The sequence below is a fragment of the Streptomyces lydicamycinicus genome (assembly GCF_000829715.2).
Taxonomy (GTDB): Bacteria; Actinomycetota; Actinomycetes; order Streptomycetales; family Streptomycetaceae; genus Streptomyces; species Streptomyces lydicamycinicus.
In genome coordinates this window covers 58,592-73,088 of sequence record NZ_BBNO01000006.1, presented here as the reverse complement: position 1 = coordinate 73,088, position 14,497 = coordinate 58,592, and the positions used below count along the sequence as shown (strand labels likewise).

General features: G+C 70.0%; 14 protein-coding genes. 13 read left to right on the top strand and 1 reads right to left on the bottom strand.

What is annotated here, in order from left to right:
- Positions 1-432, top strand: coding sequence for a transcription antitermination factor NusB (nusB, locus tag TU31_RS20675; RefSeq protein WP_042156860.1), 432 nt, complete (start codon positions 1-3; stop codon positions 430-432).
- Between the two features lie 204 nt (positions 433-636).
- Here the strand turns inward: nusB and bldD are convergent, their stop codons facing one another.
- Complete coding sequence (bldD, locus tag TU31_RS20670; protein WP_018087605.1) at positions 637-1,137, bottom strand: transcriptional regulator BldD; 501 nt, start codon at positions 1,135-1,137, stop codon at positions 637-639.
- 221 nt (positions 1,138-1,358) lie between these two features.
- Here bldD and pyrR point away from each other — a divergent pair, with 221 nt between their 5' ends.
- From pyrR to coaBC, 12 genes are all read left to right on the top strand, one after another.
- Positions 1,359-1,949: a bifunctional pyr operon transcriptional regulator/uracil phosphoribosyltransferase PyrR gene (pyrR, locus tag TU31_RS20665; RefSeq protein ID WP_042156858.1), complete on the top strand. Its 591-nt coding sequence runs from the start codon at positions 1,359-1,361 to the stop codon at positions 1,947-1,949.
- Positions 1,950-2,042: 93 nt separating this feature from the next.
- Positions 2,043-3,020: an aspartate carbamoyltransferase catalytic subunit gene (locus tag TU31_RS20660; protein ID WP_042156856.1), complete on the top strand. Its 978-nt coding sequence runs from the start codon at positions 2,043-2,045 to the stop codon at positions 3,018-3,020.
- A gap of 4 nt (positions 3,021-3,024) precedes the next feature.
- The gene (locus TU31_RS20655; protein WP_042156854.1) at positions 3,025-4,311 is read left to right on the top strand and encodes a dihydroorotase; all 1,287 of its coding nucleotides are present in this window, start codon (positions 3,025-3,027) and stop codon (positions 4,309-4,311) included.
- A complete protein-coding gene (locus TU31_RS20650) occupies positions 4,308-4,919 on the top strand; it encodes a PH-like domain-containing protein (protein ID WP_063770812.1) in 612 nt (203 codons plus the stop codon). The genes TU31_RS20655 and TU31_RS20650 overlap by 4 nt, the downstream gene beginning before the upstream one ends.
- Positions 4,916-6,058: a glutamine-hydrolyzing carbamoyl-phosphate synthase small subunit gene (carA, locus tag TU31_RS20645; protein ID WP_042156852.1), complete on the top strand. Its 1,143-nt coding sequence runs from the start codon at positions 4,916-4,918 to the stop codon at positions 6,056-6,058. Before TU31_RS20650 ends, carA begins: the two co-directional genes overlap by 4 nt.
- The gene (gene carB / locus TU31_RS20640; protein WP_042156850.1) at positions 6,051-9,362 is read left to right on the top strand and encodes a carbamoyl-phosphate synthase large subunit; all 3,312 of its coding nucleotides are present in this window, start codon (positions 6,051-6,053) and stop codon (positions 9,360-9,362) included. Before carA ends, carB begins: the two co-directional genes overlap by 8 nt.
- A gap of 81 nt (positions 9,363-9,443) precedes the next feature.
- Entirely contained in the window at positions 9,444-10,553 is a 1,110-nt protein-coding gene (locus TU31_RS20635; protein ID WP_042156848.1) for a quinone-dependent dihydroorotate dehydrogenase, read from the top strand.
- Positions 10,550-11,404 (top strand): orotidine-5'-phosphate decarboxylase, encoded by an 855-nt coding sequence (gene pyrF, locus TU31_RS20630; protein WP_042156846.1) that lies wholly within the window; start codon positions 10,550-10,552, stop codon positions 11,402-11,404. Before TU31_RS20635 ends, pyrF begins: the two co-directional genes overlap by 4 nt.
- 215 nt (positions 11,405-11,619) lie before the next feature.
- Positions 11,620-11,943, top strand: coding sequence for an integration host factor (locus TU31_RS20625; protein WP_006607450.1), 324 nt, complete (start codon positions 11,620-11,622; stop codon positions 11,941-11,943).
- A 38-nt stretch (positions 11,944-11,981) separates the two neighbouring features.
- Positions 11,982-12,602 (top strand): guanylate kinase, encoded by a 621-nt coding sequence (gene gmk / locus TU31_RS20620; protein ID WP_042156842.1) that lies wholly within the window; start codon positions 11,982-11,984, stop codon positions 12,600-12,602.
- A gap of 71 nt (positions 12,603-12,673) precedes the next feature.
- Positions 12,674-12,946: a DNA-directed RNA polymerase subunit omega gene (gene rpoZ, locus TU31_RS20615; RefSeq protein ID WP_005319902.1), complete on the top strand. Its 273-nt coding sequence runs from the start codon at positions 12,674-12,676 to the stop codon at positions 12,944-12,946.
- Between the two features lie 124 nt (positions 12,947-13,070).
- A complete protein-coding gene (coaBC, locus tag TU31_RS20610) occupies positions 13,071-14,306 on the top strand; it encodes a bifunctional phosphopantothenoylcysteine decarboxylase/phosphopantothenate--cysteine ligase CoaBC (protein ID WP_042156837.1) in 1,236 nt (411 codons plus the stop codon).
- Positions 14,307-14,497 lie beyond the last annotated feature (191 nt).

Below are 14,497 nucleotides of genomic sequence, written 5' to 3'. Positions count from 1 at the left end.
GTGGCTGCCCGCACCAAGGCCCGTAAGCGCGCCTTCCAGATACTCTTCGAGGCCGACCAGCGCGGTGCCGATGTGCAGTCCGTGCTCGCGGACTGGATGCGGCACGCCCGGACCGATCCACGACAGCCGCCGGTGAACGAATACACCCTGGAGCTGGTCGAGGGATACGCGGACCATGTCACCCGCATCGACGAGCTGATCTCCACCTACGCGGTCGACTGGGACCTGGACCGGATGCCGGCGGCCGACCGCAGCATCCTGCGGCTCGGTGCCTACGAGCTGCTCTGGGTGGACGACACGCCGGACGCGGTGGCGATCGACGAAGCCGTGCAGCTCGCCAAGGAGTTTTCCACGGACGACTCCCCGGCCTTCGTCAACGGCCTCCTCGGCCGGCTCAAGGAGCTGAAGCCGAGCCTGCGGCGCGAGGCGTAGCAGGCGGTCGGCAGAGCGTGCGAACGGGCCCGGAGCCAAGGGTTGGGCTCCGGGCCCTTCGCATGCCCGCAGAACGCCGTCAGCGGCCTCGTGGGGGTACCTCGCAGGCGACCGGCGCGTCCGGAGTGGTCAGGAGAGGCCCCGGAATACAGAACCGCCGCCCCGGAAGCCCGGAGCGGCGGTACGTTTCTGCGGTGCGAGGGGTCAGAGCTCCTCGTGTGACACGGCACGGCGTGCGTCGGCGTCGAGCACGCCCCAGCTGATCAGCTGCTCGGTCAGCACCGAGGGCGACTGGTCGTAGATGACCGCGAGGGTGCGCAGATCGTCCTGGCGGATCGAGAGCACCTTGCCGTTGTAGTCACCGCGCTGGCTCTGGATGGTGGCGGCGTAGCGCTGAAGCGGGCCGGCCTTCTCCTGCGGGACATGGGCGAGGCGCTCCAGGTCGAGCACCAGCTTCGGCGGCGGCTCGGCCGCTCCGCCCGGTGTCGTGCCCGGCAGCAGTTCCTGCACCGGGACGCCGTAGAAGTCCGCCAGCTCGGCAAGGCGCTGCACGGTCACGGCGCGGTCGCCGCGCTCGTACGAACCCACCACCACGGCCTTCCAGCGGCCCTGGGACTTCTCCTCGACGCCATGGAGAGAAAGGCCCTGCTGGGTGCGGATGGCGCGGAGCTTGGCCCCGAGCTGTTTGGCGTATTCGCTGGACATAAAACTCCCCAGACGGCTCTATCGACATGCGGCTCCGCCGCGGGCTGGTAACTCACTGTGAGGTTACGCAGCGTAATCTGACTTCGTCAAGCGGAACGGGGCAGACCCTCACCCGTCAGGGGTGCGGACGGGCCGTGGCGGGCCCCCTGGTAGCCTGGGGCGCGTAATTCCGACGTCCTTTAAGGTCCGTCCCGTGAGGCGGAGAAGGAGGTCCGTTTCGTATGGACGCAAGCAACTCCGACACGAGGGTTCAGCTCCCCGCGCGGCCGGTGCTCGAAGGCCCGGACATCGCGCGCATGCTCACCCGTATCGCCCACGAGATCGTCGAGCGCGCCAAGGGCGCGGACGATGTGGTGCTCCTGGGGATCCCCACCCGCGGCGTCTTCCTCGCCCGGCGACTGGCCGAGAAGCTCGAAGAGATCACCGGCCGTACGGTCCCGGTCGGCTCGCTCGACATCACGATGTACCGCGACGACCTGCGCCTGGGCCCCGCCCGCACGCTCGCCCGCACGGACATCCCCGCCGACGGCATCGAGGGCCGGGTCGTCCTGCTCGTCGACGACGTCCTCTTCTCCGGGCGCACGATCCGCGCCGCGCTGGACGCGCTGGGCGACATCGGCCGGCCGCGCGCCGTACAGCTGGCGGTCCTCGTCGACCGGGGCCACCGCGAACTGCCGATCCGCGCCGACTACGTGGGCAAGAACCTCCCCACGTCGCTGCGGGAGACGGTCAAGGTCCAGCTCACCGAGGAGGACGGCCGGGACGCCGTGCTGCTCGGCGTGAAGCACACCGCCCCGGCCGGCGAGCGATAGCGCACCGCGCACGGACCCGGTGACCCCGGGCCCGCAGGCATGCCCGCTCAACGGACATTCCCGTACACCTCCTTCACCCACGGAGAACACCGGATGAAGCGTCACCTCATCTCGGCCGCCGACCTCACGCGCGACGACGCCGTCCTGATCCTCGACACCGCCGAGGAAATGGCCCGGGTCGCCGACCGGCCGATCAAGAAGCTCCCCACCCTGCGGGGACGCACGGTCTGCAATCTCTTCTTCGAGGACTCCACCCGGACCCGGATTTCCTTCGAGGCCGCCGAGAAGCGGCTCTCCGCGGACGTCATCAACTTCGCCGCCAAGGGGTCCAGCGTCTCCAAGGGAGAGTCCCTCAAGGACACCGCCCAGACCCTGGAGGCGATGGGCGTCGACGCCGTCGTCATACGGCACAGCGCCTCCGGCGCCCCCTACCGGCTCGCCAACTCCGGCTGGATCGACGCTCCCGTCATCAACGCCGGCGACGGCACCCACCAGCACCCCACCCAGGCCCTGCTCGACGCCTTCACCATGCGGCGCCGGCTGACCGGCCCGGACGCCGGGCTCGGCCAGGACCTGAGCGGGCGGCGCATCACCCTCGTCGGCGACGTGCTCCACAGCCGCGTCGCGCGCTCGAACGTCGACCTCCTGCACACCCTCGGCGCCGAGGTCACCCTCGTCGCCCCGCCCACCCTGGTGCCGGTCGGCGTCGAGACCTGGCCGTGCGAGGTGTCCTACGACCTCGACCGCGTCCTGCCGAAAACCGACGCCGTGATGATGCTGCGGGTGCAGCGCGAGCGGATGAACGCCGCCTTCTTCCCGACCGAGCGGGAGTACTCGCGCCGCTACGGCCTGGACGGCGAGCGGATGGCGCGGATGCCCGAGCACGCCATCGTGATGCACCCCGGCCCGATGGTCCGCGGCATGGAGATCACCGCCGAGGTCGCCGACTCCGACCGCTGCACGGTCGTCGAGCAGGTGACCAACGGCGTCTCCGTCCGCATGGCCGTCCTGTACCTGCTGCTCGGTGGCAACGAGCCCGCCGTGACCCACACCCGTACCGAGGAGAAGTAAGTACATGAGCAAGATCCTGATCCGTGGTGCGAAGGTGCTCGGCGGCGAGGCCCAGGACGTCCTGATCGACGGCGAGACCATCGAGGCCGTCGGCGCCGGGCTGTCCGCCGAGGGCGCCGACGTCATCGAGGCCGAGGGCAAGATCCTTCTGCCGGGCCTCGTCGACCTGCACACTCACCTGCGCGAGCCGGGCCGCGAGGACTCCGAGACCGTGCTGACCGGTACCCGGGCGGCCGCCTCCGGTGGCTACACCGCGGTATTCGCCATGGCCAACACCTTCCCCGTCGCCGACACCGCCGGCGTGGTCGAGCAGGTCTACCGCCTCGGCAAGGAGCACGGCTACTGCGATGTGCAGCCCATCGGTGCCGTCACCGTCGGCCTGGAGGGCAGCAAGCTCGCCGAGCTGGGCGCCATGCACGAGTCCGCCGCCGGGGTCACCGTCTTCTCCGACGACGGCAAGTGCGTGCACGACGCCGTGATCATGCGCCGGGCGCTGGAGTATGTGAAGGCCTTCGGCGGCGTCGTCGCGCAGCACGCCCAGGAGCCGCGGCTCACCGAGGGCGCCCAGATGAACGAGGGCATCGTCTCGGCGGAGCTGGGGCTCGGCGGCTGGCCTGCGGTGGCCGAGGAATCGATCATCGCCCGGGATGTCCTGCTGGCCGAGCACGTGGGCTCGCGGGTGCACATCTGCCACCTGTCGACCGCCGGCTCCGTCGAGATCGTCCGCTGGGCCAAGTCCCGCGGCATCGACGTCACCGCCGAGGTCACACCGCACCACCTGCTCCTCACCGACGAGATGGTGCGCACCTACAACCCCGTCTACAAGGTCAACCCGCCGCTGCGCACCGAGCGCGACGTGATGGCCCTGCGCGAGGCCCTCGCCGACGGCACGATCGACATCGTCGCCACCGACCACGCCCCGCACCCGCACGAGGACAAGGACTGCGAGTGGGCCGCGGCCGCCATGGGCATGGTGGGCTTGGAGACCGCGCTGTCGGTCGTGCAGCAGACGATGGTCGAGACCGGCCTGCTGACCTGGGCGGCCGTCGCGGACCGGATGTCCTACGCGCCCGCGCGGATCGGGCAGGCCAAGGGCCACGGCCGTCCCGTCTCGGCTGGTGAGCCCGCCAACCTCACGCTGCTCGATTCCGCTTACCGTGGAGAGGTGGACCCCGCGGGCTTCGCCTCCCGCAGCCGCAACACCCCCTACGAGGGCCGTGAGCTGCCGGGACGCGTCACCCACACCTTCCTGCGGGGCCGGGCAACGGTCGTCGACGGGAAGCTGGCGTGATTCCTCCACTGATCCACCTGGCCGAAGCGCAGAAATCCGCGCCGGTCACCGACTGGGCCGCCCGGATCTCCTGGGTCGTCGGCCTGCTGGCCTTCGTCGCCTTCGTCTACTGGCTGATGCGCCAGGGCTGGAAGTGGCGCGGCACGCTCCAGGGTGATCTGCCCGAGCTGCCGGCCACCCCGGAAGACCCCGGCAGGCCCGAGCTGACCCTCAGCGGCCGCTACCACGGCTCCACCACCGCCGGGCAGTGGCTCGACCGGATCGTGGCCCGCGGTCTGGGCACCCGCAGCCGCGTCGAGCTGACCCTGACCGACCAGGGCCTGGACGTCGTACGGCCGGGCGCCCAGGACTTCTTCGTGCCGGCCGCCGCACTGCGCGGCGCCCGCCTCGACAAGGGCATCGCCGGCAAGGTCCTCCCCGAGGGCGGCCTGCTGATCGTCACCTGGCGGCACGGGGACAAGGAGATCGACTCCGGCTTCCGCTCCGACCGTGCGGGCGAGCACCCGGCCTGGGTCGCGGCCATCGACCGGCTGAGCACCACCGAGCACAGCACCACCGAGCACCACACCAGCACCACCGAGCACACCGAAACGGAAGGCGCACGATGACGACCTCCACCAGGGGGACCGCCAAGATCCCCGCCGTACTCGTCCTGGAGGACGGCCGCACCTTCCGCGGCCGCGCCTACGGGTCCGTGGGGGAGACCTTCGGCGAAGCGGTGTTCTCCACCGGCATGACCGGCTACCAGGAGACGCTGACCGACCCCTCGTACCACCGCCAGGTCGTCGTCATGACCGCCCCGCACATCGGCAACACCGGTGTGAACGACGAGGACCCCGAGTCGCAGCGGATCTGGGTCGCCGGTTACGTCGTCCGTGACCCCGCCCGGCTCCCGTCCAACTGGCGCTCGGTGCGCTCCCTGGACGACGAGCTGGTCGCCCAGGGCGTCGTCGGCATCAGCGGCGTCGACACCCGCGCGCTGACCCGGCATCTGCGGGAGCGCGGCGCCATGCGGGTCGGCATCTTCTCCGGCGAGGCGCTGCCCGACGAGGGCACGATGCTGGCCAAGGTGCGCCAGGCCCCCGAGATGCAGGGCGCCGACCTGTCCACGCAGGTCGCCACCAAGGAGTCCTACGTCGTCCCGGCGATCGGTACGAAGAAGTTCACCGTCGCCGCGATCGACCTGGGCATCAAGGGCATGACCCCGCACCGGATGGCCGAGCGCGGCATCGAGGTGCACGTGCTCCCCGCCACCGCCACCGTCGAGGACGTCTACGCGGTGAACCCGGACGGCGTGTTCTTCTCCAACGGCCCCGGTGACCCGGCCACGGCCGACCACCCGGTCTCCGTCATGCGCGGAGTGCTGGAGCGCAAGACGCCGCTGTTCGGCATCTGCTTCGGCAACCAGATCCTGGGCCGCGCCCTGGGCTTCGGCACCTTCAAGCTCAAGTACGGCCACCGCGGCATCAACCAGCCGGTGCAGGACCGTACGACCGGCAAGGTCGAGGTCACCGCGCACAACCACGGGTTCGCCGTCGACGCCCCGCTCGACAAGGTCTCCGACACCCCCTTCGGCCGTGCCGAGGTCTCCCACGTCTGCCTCAACGACAACGTGGTGGAGGGTCTGCACCTCCTCGACCAGCCGGCCTTCAGCGTCCAGTACCACCCCGAAGCAGCAGCGGGTCCGCACGACGCCGCGTACCTCTTCGACCGCTTCGTATCCCTGATGGAGGGCCAGCGTGCCTAAGCGCACCGATATCCAGTCCGTCCTGGTCATCGGCTCCGGCCCGATCGTCATCGGCCAGGCCGCCGAGTTCGACTACTCCGGCACCCAGGCCTGCCGGGTCCTCAAGTCCGAGGGCCTGCGCGTCATCCTGGTGAACTCCAACCCGGCGACGATCATGACCGACCCGGAGATCGCCGACGCGACGTATGTCGAGCCGATCACCCCGGAGTTCGTCGAGAAGATCATCGCCAAGGAGCGCCCCGACGCGCTGCTGCCGACCCTGGGCGGCCAGACCGCGCTGAACACCGCGATCTCGCTGCACGAGTCCGGCACCCTCGCCGAGTACGACGTCGAGCTGATCGGCGCCAACGTCGAGGCGATCAACAAGGGCGAGGACCGCGACCTCTTCAAGGAGGTCGTCGAGGCCGTCAACCGCAAGATCGGCCACGGCGAGTCCGCCCGCTCGTACATCTGCCACTCCATGGACGACGTCCTGAAGGGCGTCGACGAGCTCGGCGGCTACCCCGTCGTCGTCCGCCCCTCCTTCACCATGGGCGGCGCCGGCTCCGGCTTCGCCCACAACGAGGAGGAGCTGCGCCGGATCGCCGGCCAGGGCCTGACGCTCTCGCCGACCACCGAGGTGCTCCTGGAGGAGTCCATCCTCGGCTGGAAGGAGTACGAGCTGGAGCTGATGCGCGACAAGAACGACAACGTCGTGGTCGTCTGCTCCATCGAGAACTTCGACCCGATGGGCGTGCACACCGGCGACTCGATCACCGTCGCGCCGGCCATGACGCTCACCGACCGCGAGTACCAGATCCTGCGGGACATCGGCATCGCGGTGATCCGTGAGGTCGGCGTCGACACCGGCGGCTGCAACATCCAGTTCGCGGTCAACCCCGAGGACGGCCGGGTCATCGTCATCGAGATGAACCCCCGCGTCTCGCGCTCCTCGGCGCTGGCCTCCAAGGCCACAGGCTTCCCGATCGCGAAGATCGCCGCCCGGCTCGCCGTCGGCTACACCCTCGACGAGATCCCCAACGACATCACCGAGAAGACCCCGGCCTCCTTCGAGCCGACCCTCGACTATGTCGTCGTCAAGGTGCCGCGCTTCGCCTTCGAGAAGTTCCCGGCCGCCGACGCCACGCTGACCACGACCATGAAGTCGGTCGGCGAGGCCATGGCCATCGGCCGTAACTTCCCCGAGGCGCTCAACAAGGCCCTGCGCTCCCTGGAGAAGAAGGGCAGCCAGTTCGACTTCGTCTCCGAGCCGGGGGACAAGGCCGCGCTGCTGGAGAAGGCCCAGGTCCCGACCGACGGCCGGATCAACACGGTCATGGCGGCGATCCGGGCCGGGGCCACCCCGCAGGAGGTCTTCGACGCCACGAAGATCGACCCGTGGTTCGTCGACCAGCTCTTCCTCGTCAAGGAGATCGCCGACGAGATCGCCGCGGCCGACAAGCTCGACCCGGAGATCCTCGCGGACGCAAAGCGCCACGGCTTCTCCGACGCCCAGATCGCCGCGATCCGCGGGCTGCGCGAGGACGTCGTCCGCGAGGTCCGGCACTCCCTCGGGGTCCGCCCGGTCTACAAGACGGTCGACACCTGCGCCGCCGAATTCGCCGCGAAGACGCCGTACTTCTACTCCTCCTACGACGAGGAGACCGAGGTCGCCCCGCGCGAGAAGCCGGCCGTGATCATCCTCGGCTCCGGCCCCAACCGCATCGGCCAGGGCATCGAGTTCGACTACTCCTGCGTCCACGCCTCGTTCGCGCTCAGCGACGCCGGCTACGAGACCGTGATGGTCAACTGCAATCCGGAGACCGTCTCGACGGACTACGACACCTCCGACCGTCTGTACTTCGAGCCGCTGACGCTGGAAGACGTCCTGGAGATCGTGCACGCCGAGACCCAGGCCGGTCCGGTCGCCGGTGTCGTCGTCCAGCTCGGCGGGCAGACCCCGCTGGGCCTGGCACAGGCGCTCAAGGACAACGGTGTGCCGATCGTCGGCACCTCGCCCGAGGCGATCGACCTCGCCGAGGAGCGCGGCGCCTTCGGCCGGGTGCTGACCGAGGCCGGACTGCCGGCCCCCAAGTACGGCACCGCGTTCTCCTTCGCCGAGGCCAAGCAGATCGCCACCGAGATCGGCTACCCGGTCATGGTCCGCCCGTCCTACGTGCTCGGCGGCCGCGGTATGGAGATCGTCTACGACGAGCCCTCGCTGGGGGAGTACCTCACCCGGCACGCCGGCCTGATCGACCGCCACCCGGTCCTCATCGACCGGTTCCTCGACGACGCCATAGAGATCGACGTCGACGCGCTCTACGACGGCCACGAGCTCTACCTCGGCGGCGTCATGGAGCACATCGAGGAGGCCGGTATCCACTCCGGCGACTCCGCCTGTGCGCTGCCCCCGATCACCCTCGGCGGCTTCGACATCAAGCGGCTGCGCGCCTCGACGGAGGCCATCGCCAAGGGCGTCGGCGTCCGCGGACTGATCAACATCCAGTTCGCGATGGCCGGGGACATCCTCTACGTCCTGGAGGCGAACCCCCGCGCCTCCCGTACGGTGCCCTTCACCTCGAAGGCCACCGCGGTACCGCTCGCCAAGGCCGCCGCCCGGATCTCGCTGGGCGCCACCATCGCCGAGCTGCGCGCCGAGGGCATGCTGCCCAAAACCGGCGACGGCGGCACCCTGCCGCTGGACGCGCCGATCTCCGTCAAGGAAGCCGTGATGCCCTGGTCGCGGTTCCGTGACATCCACGGCCGCGGGGTGGACACCGTCCTCGGCCCGGAGATGCGCTCCACCGGCGAGGTCATGGGCATCGACTCGGTCTTCGGCACCGCGTACGCCAAGTCCCAGGCCGGCGCCTACGGGGCGCTGCCCACCAAGGGCCGCGCGTTCGTCTCGGTCGCCAACCGGGACAAGCGCTCGATGATCTTCCCGGCCCGTGAGCTGGTCGCCCACGGCTTCGAGCTGCTCGCCACCTCCGGCACCGCCGAGGTGCTGCGCCGCAACGGCATCAACACCACCGTGGTGCGCAAGCAGTCCGAGGGCGAGGGGCCGGACGGTGAGAAGACCATCGTCCAGCTGATCCACGACGGCCAGGTCGACCTGATCGTCAACACCCCCTACGGCACCGGTGGCCGGCTGGACGGCTACGACATCCGTACCGCCGCCGTCGCCCGCGGCGTCCCCTGCCTGACCACGGTCCAGGCGCTGGCCGCCGCCGTGCAGGGCATCGAGGCCATGTCCCGCGGAGACGTGGGCGTGCGTTCCCTCCAGGAACACGCCGAACATCTCACCGCGGCCCGCCAGGAGTAGCGGCCAGGAGGGGGACACCGAAACGGTGTCCCCCTCTTCATGAGCCCCCATCCCTCCCCCGTGCGGAAGGCACCACCGACGATGTACCGCCTCTTCTTCCAACTGATCTTCCAGCGCATGGACCCCGAGAAGGCCCACCACCTGGCCTTCCGCTGGATCCAGCTGGCCGTGCGCATCCCCGTGCTGCGCACCTTCCTCGCGGCCGCCCTCGCGCCCCGCTACAAGGAGCTGCGCACCGAGGCCCTGGGCCGCCGGATGCACGGCCCCTTCGGCCTGGCCGCCGGCTTCGACAAGAACGCCGTCGCCATCGACGGGATGACCATGCTCGGCTTTGACCATGTCGAGATCGGCACGGTCACCGCGCAGCCGCAGCCCGGCAACCCCAAGAAGCGGCTGTTCCGGCTCGTACCGGACCGCGCGCTGATCAACCGGATGGGCTTCAACAACGACGGCTCCGCGTCCGTGGCGGCCCGTCTGGCGGCCCGTAACCCGGTGTTCCCGGCCACCGTCGGCGTCAACATCGGCAAGACCAAGGTCGTACCGGAGGACGCGGCGACCGCGGACTACGTCACCTCCACCGAGCGGCTCGCCCCGCACGCCGACTACCTGGTCGTCAATGTCTCCTCCCCGAACACCCCGGGGCTGCGCAACCTCCAGGCCGTCGAGCATCTGCGCCCGCTGCTGACCGCGGTCCGCGAGGCCGCCGACCGTACGGTCACCGACCGCCGGGTCCCGCTGCTGGTCAAGATCGCCCCGGACCTCGCCGACGCGGACGTGGACGCGGTCGCCGACCTCGCCGTCGAGCTCGGCCTGGACGGGATCATCGCCACCAACACCACCATCGCCCGCGACGGCCTCGGGCTGACCTCCGACCCGAAGCTGATCGCCGAGACCGGCGGACTGTCCGGCGCGCCCGTCAAGGAGCGCTCCCTGGAGGTCCTGCGCCGCCTCTACGCCCGCGTCGGCGACACGATCACCCTCATCGGGGTCGGCGGCATCGAGAACGCCGAGGACGCCTGGCAGCGCATCCTCGCCGGCGCCACCCTGGTCCAGGGCTACAGCGCCTTCATCTACCAGGGCCCGTTCTGGTGCCGCGCGATCCACAAGGGGCTGGCCGCCCGCCTGCGCAACAGCCCCTACGCCACCCTCGCCGACGCGGTCGGCGCCGAGCACAAGAAGGTGACCGGATGACCCGGGAAGCCGCCCAGCCGGCCGCCCCCTTCGGCGCGCGCCTGCGTCGGGCCATGGACGAGCGCGGCCCGCTCTGCGTCGGGATCGACCCGCATGCCTCGCTGCTGGCCGACTGGGGCCTGAACGACGATGTCGCGGGCCTGGCCCGCTTCACCCGCACGGTAGTGGAGGCCCTCGGCGAGACGGTCGCCGTCTTCAAGCCGCAGTCCGCGTTCTTCGAGCGCTTCGGCTCGCGCGGCCTGGCCGTCCTGGAGACCGCCGTCGTCGAGGCGCGCGAACGCGGTGCCCTGGTCCTGATGGACGCCAAGCGCGGCGACATCGGCTCCACCATGGCCGCCTACGCCGAGACCTTCCTGCGCCAGGACTCCCCGCTGTTCTCGGACGCGCTGACGGTCTCCCCGTACCTCGGATACGGCTCGCTCCGGCCGGCCGTCGACCTGGCCCGCGAGAGCGGCGCCGGCCTCTTCGTCCTCGCCCTCACCTCCAACCCGGAGGGCGCGGAGGTCCAGCGGGCGGTGCGCGAGGACGGCAGCACCCTCGCGGCGACGATGCTCGGCCATCTTGCCGCCGAGAACGCCGGAGCCGAACCGCTGGGTTCCTTCGGCGCGGTCGTCGGCGCCACGCTCGGCGATCTCTCCTCGTTCGATCTGGCGATCAACGGTCCGCTGCTCGCCCCCGGCATCGGCGCACAGGGCGCCACGCCCGCCGACCTGCCGAAGGTCTTCGGAAACGCCGTGCACAACGTCGTGCCGAGCGTCAGCCGGGGGGTGCTGCGGCACGGTCCGGACCCCGCTGCGCTGCGCGCGGCGGCGGACCGATTCGCCGACGAAGTGCGCACCGCGCTCGCCTAGGACTCGAAAGACGGGGACTTTAGTCCCGAATTGTCCTGGTCAGCAGAGTCTGACCAGGACTTTTCGTCTGTTCTCGCTGACTCTGGCGCCCTCGGCCGCTAGTCTCCGTCGAGAGCACTGCACGTAAGCGCGTTGCTCGTTGCTCCGCACGTGTGGGGTGACTAGGTTCCACACTGGTCCGTATCCGACAGTTCGACATCCGAGGTGACGTAGGCGTGGCTCTTCCGCCCCTTACCCCTGAACAGCGCGCAGCCGCGCTCGAGAAGGCCGCCGCGGCTCGCCGGGAGCGCGCCGAGGTCAAGAATCGGCTCAAGCACTCCGGTGCTTCCCTCCATGAGGTCATCAAGCAGGGCCAGGAGAACGACGTCATCGGCAAGATGAAGGTCTCCGCCCTCTTGGAGTCCCTGCCGGGCGTCGGCAAGGTCCGCGCCAAGCAGATCATGGAGCGGCTCGGCATCTCCGAAAGCCGCCGAGTCCGGGGTCTTGGCTCCAACCAGATCGCGTCGCTGGAGCGCGAGTTCGGCAGCACCGCTTCCTGAATTTTCCGGCATCACCGGGAAGCTGGAATAATCGCTGCATGAGTTCTGACGTCTCCCGGGGGACGACCCCCGCGCCCCCGGCCAGACAGCCGCGGCTGACCGTGCTCTCCGGCCCCTCCGGGGTCGGCAAGAGCACGGTCGTCGCGCATATGCGCAAGGTCCACCCCGAGGTCTGGCTCTCGGTGTCGGCCACCACCCGCAAGCCACGGCCCGGGGAGCGGCACGGCATCCATTACTTCTTCGTCGAGGACGAGGAGTTCGACAAGCTCATCGCCAACGGTGAGCTGCTCGAATGGGCCGAGTTCGCGGGCAACCGCTACGGCACCCCCCGCAAGGCGGTGCTGGACCGTCTGGCGTCCGGGGAACCGGTCCTGCTGGAGATCGATCTCCAGGGCGCCCGCCAGGTCCGCGAGTCCATGGCGGAGGCCGAGCTGGTCTTCCTGGCCCCGCCGAGCTGGGACGAGCTGGTCCGCCGGCTCACCGGACGGGGCACGGAGGCGCCGGAGGTCATCGAGCGCCGGCTGGCCGCTGCCAGGGTCGAGCTGGCAGCGGAGAAAGAGTTCGATGTGACGCTTGTCAACACCTCCGTCGAGGACGTCAGCCGCGAGCTGCTAGCCTTGATGCTGAATCGATCCGGGGACCGGAACACCAGCGGCTGACCGCGCAGCTCCCCGGACGACCAGGACTTCTGCGTTACACCCACGCTTCATCCCCCTTCGGAAGGTAGAGAGTGTCCTCTTCCATCACTGCACCCGAGGGCATCATCAACCCGCCCATTGATGAGCTTCTCGAGGCCACCGATTCGAAGTACAGCCTTGTGATCTACGCCGCCAAGCGCGCGCGCCAGATCAACGCGTACTACTCGCAGCTCGGCGAGGGCCTGCTCGAGTACGTCGGTCCCCTCGTGGACACGCACGTCCACGAGAAGCCCCTCTCGATCGCGCTCCGCGAGATCAACGCGGGTCTGCTGACCTCGGAGGCCATCGAGGGCCCCGCCCAGTAAGCAGCGCAGCGAGATACCAAGGGCCCGGCGGAGCTCCTCCAGCTAACGCTGGGAGGGGCCCAGCCGGGCCCTTGGTGTGTCATAGGGGCATACGTAGGGACCTAGCCCGGGGAGCGGCGAAGCGATGGACAAGCGGGAGCGGGAGCGGCCCAGGGTCGTCCTGGGGGTCAGCGGCGGGATCGCCGCGTACAAGGCGTGCGAACTGCTGCGGCGGCTGACCGAGTCCGGCCACGACGTACGCGTGGTGCCGACCGCTTCGGCGCTGCACTTCGTCGGGGAGGCCACCTGGTCGGCGCTGTCCGGGAACCCGGCCGGCACCGAGGTCTGGGAGTCCGTCCACGAGGTCCCGCACGTCCGTATCGGCCAGGCCGCCGATCTCGTCGTGGTCGCGCCCGCCACCGCCGACCTGCTGGCCAAGGCCGCGCACGGCCTCGCCGACGATCTGCTGACGAACACGCTGCTCACCGCCCGCTGTCCGGTGATCTTCGCGCCCGCGATGCACACCGAGATGTGGGAGAACCCCGCCACCCAGGAGAACGTCGCCACCCTGCGCCGCCGCGGCGCGCTGGTGATCGACCCCGCGGTGGGCCGGCTGACCGGCGTCGACACCGGTAAGGGCCGCTTCCCCGACCCGGTCGAGATCTTCGCCTTCTGTCGCCAGGTACTGGCCCGTGGCGCCCGGGCGACCGAGCAGGATCTCGCCGGGCGCCATGTCGTGATCAGCGCGGGCGGCACCCGCGAGCCGCTGGATCCCGTCCGCTACCTGGGCAATCGCTCCTCCGGCAAGCAGGGCTACGCGCTCGCCCGTACGGCGGTGGCACGCGGTGCCCGGGTCACCCTGGTCGCCGGCAACACCGAGCTGCCCGATCCGGCCGGTGTGGACGTGATCCCCGTCGGTACGGCCCACCGGCTCCGTGAGGAGATGGTGAAGGCCGCCGCGGATGCCGACGCGGTGGTCATGGCCGCCGCCGTCGCCGATTTCCGTCCCGCCGTCTACGCCTCCGGCAAGATCAAGAAGGTCGAGGGCCAGGATCCGGAACCCATCGCCTTGGTGCGAAATCCGGACATCCTCGCCGAGCTCTCCGCCGAGCGGGCCCACCCGGGCCAGCTCGTGGTCGGCTTCGCCGCGGAGACCGACGACGTGCTGGCCAACGGACGCGCCAAACTCGCCCGCAAGGGCTGTGACCTGCTCGTCGTCAATGAGGTCGGCGAGCACAAGGCCTTCGGCTCGGCGGAGAACGAAGCGGTGATCCTCGCGGCCGACGGAACCGAGACCCCGGTGCCGTACGGGCCCAAAGAAACCCTGGCCGACACGGTCTGGGACCTGGTCGCACCCCGCCTGGCCGAGACTCGTCGCTGAAGCGCCGAAGCGGCCCCGGAATCACTCCGTCAGCCCTGCAAAATCGGGCATGTCCCCTTGACCCGGACCATTCTCAAGGTGATCGTCCTAGCGTAAGCCGCGGTGTCCCAGGTCACGGGGGGTCCATAAATCGAGACCGTGTGCCCGAACGCCGCATCCGACCGATAAACTGGCGAGTGGATCGGGCCGAG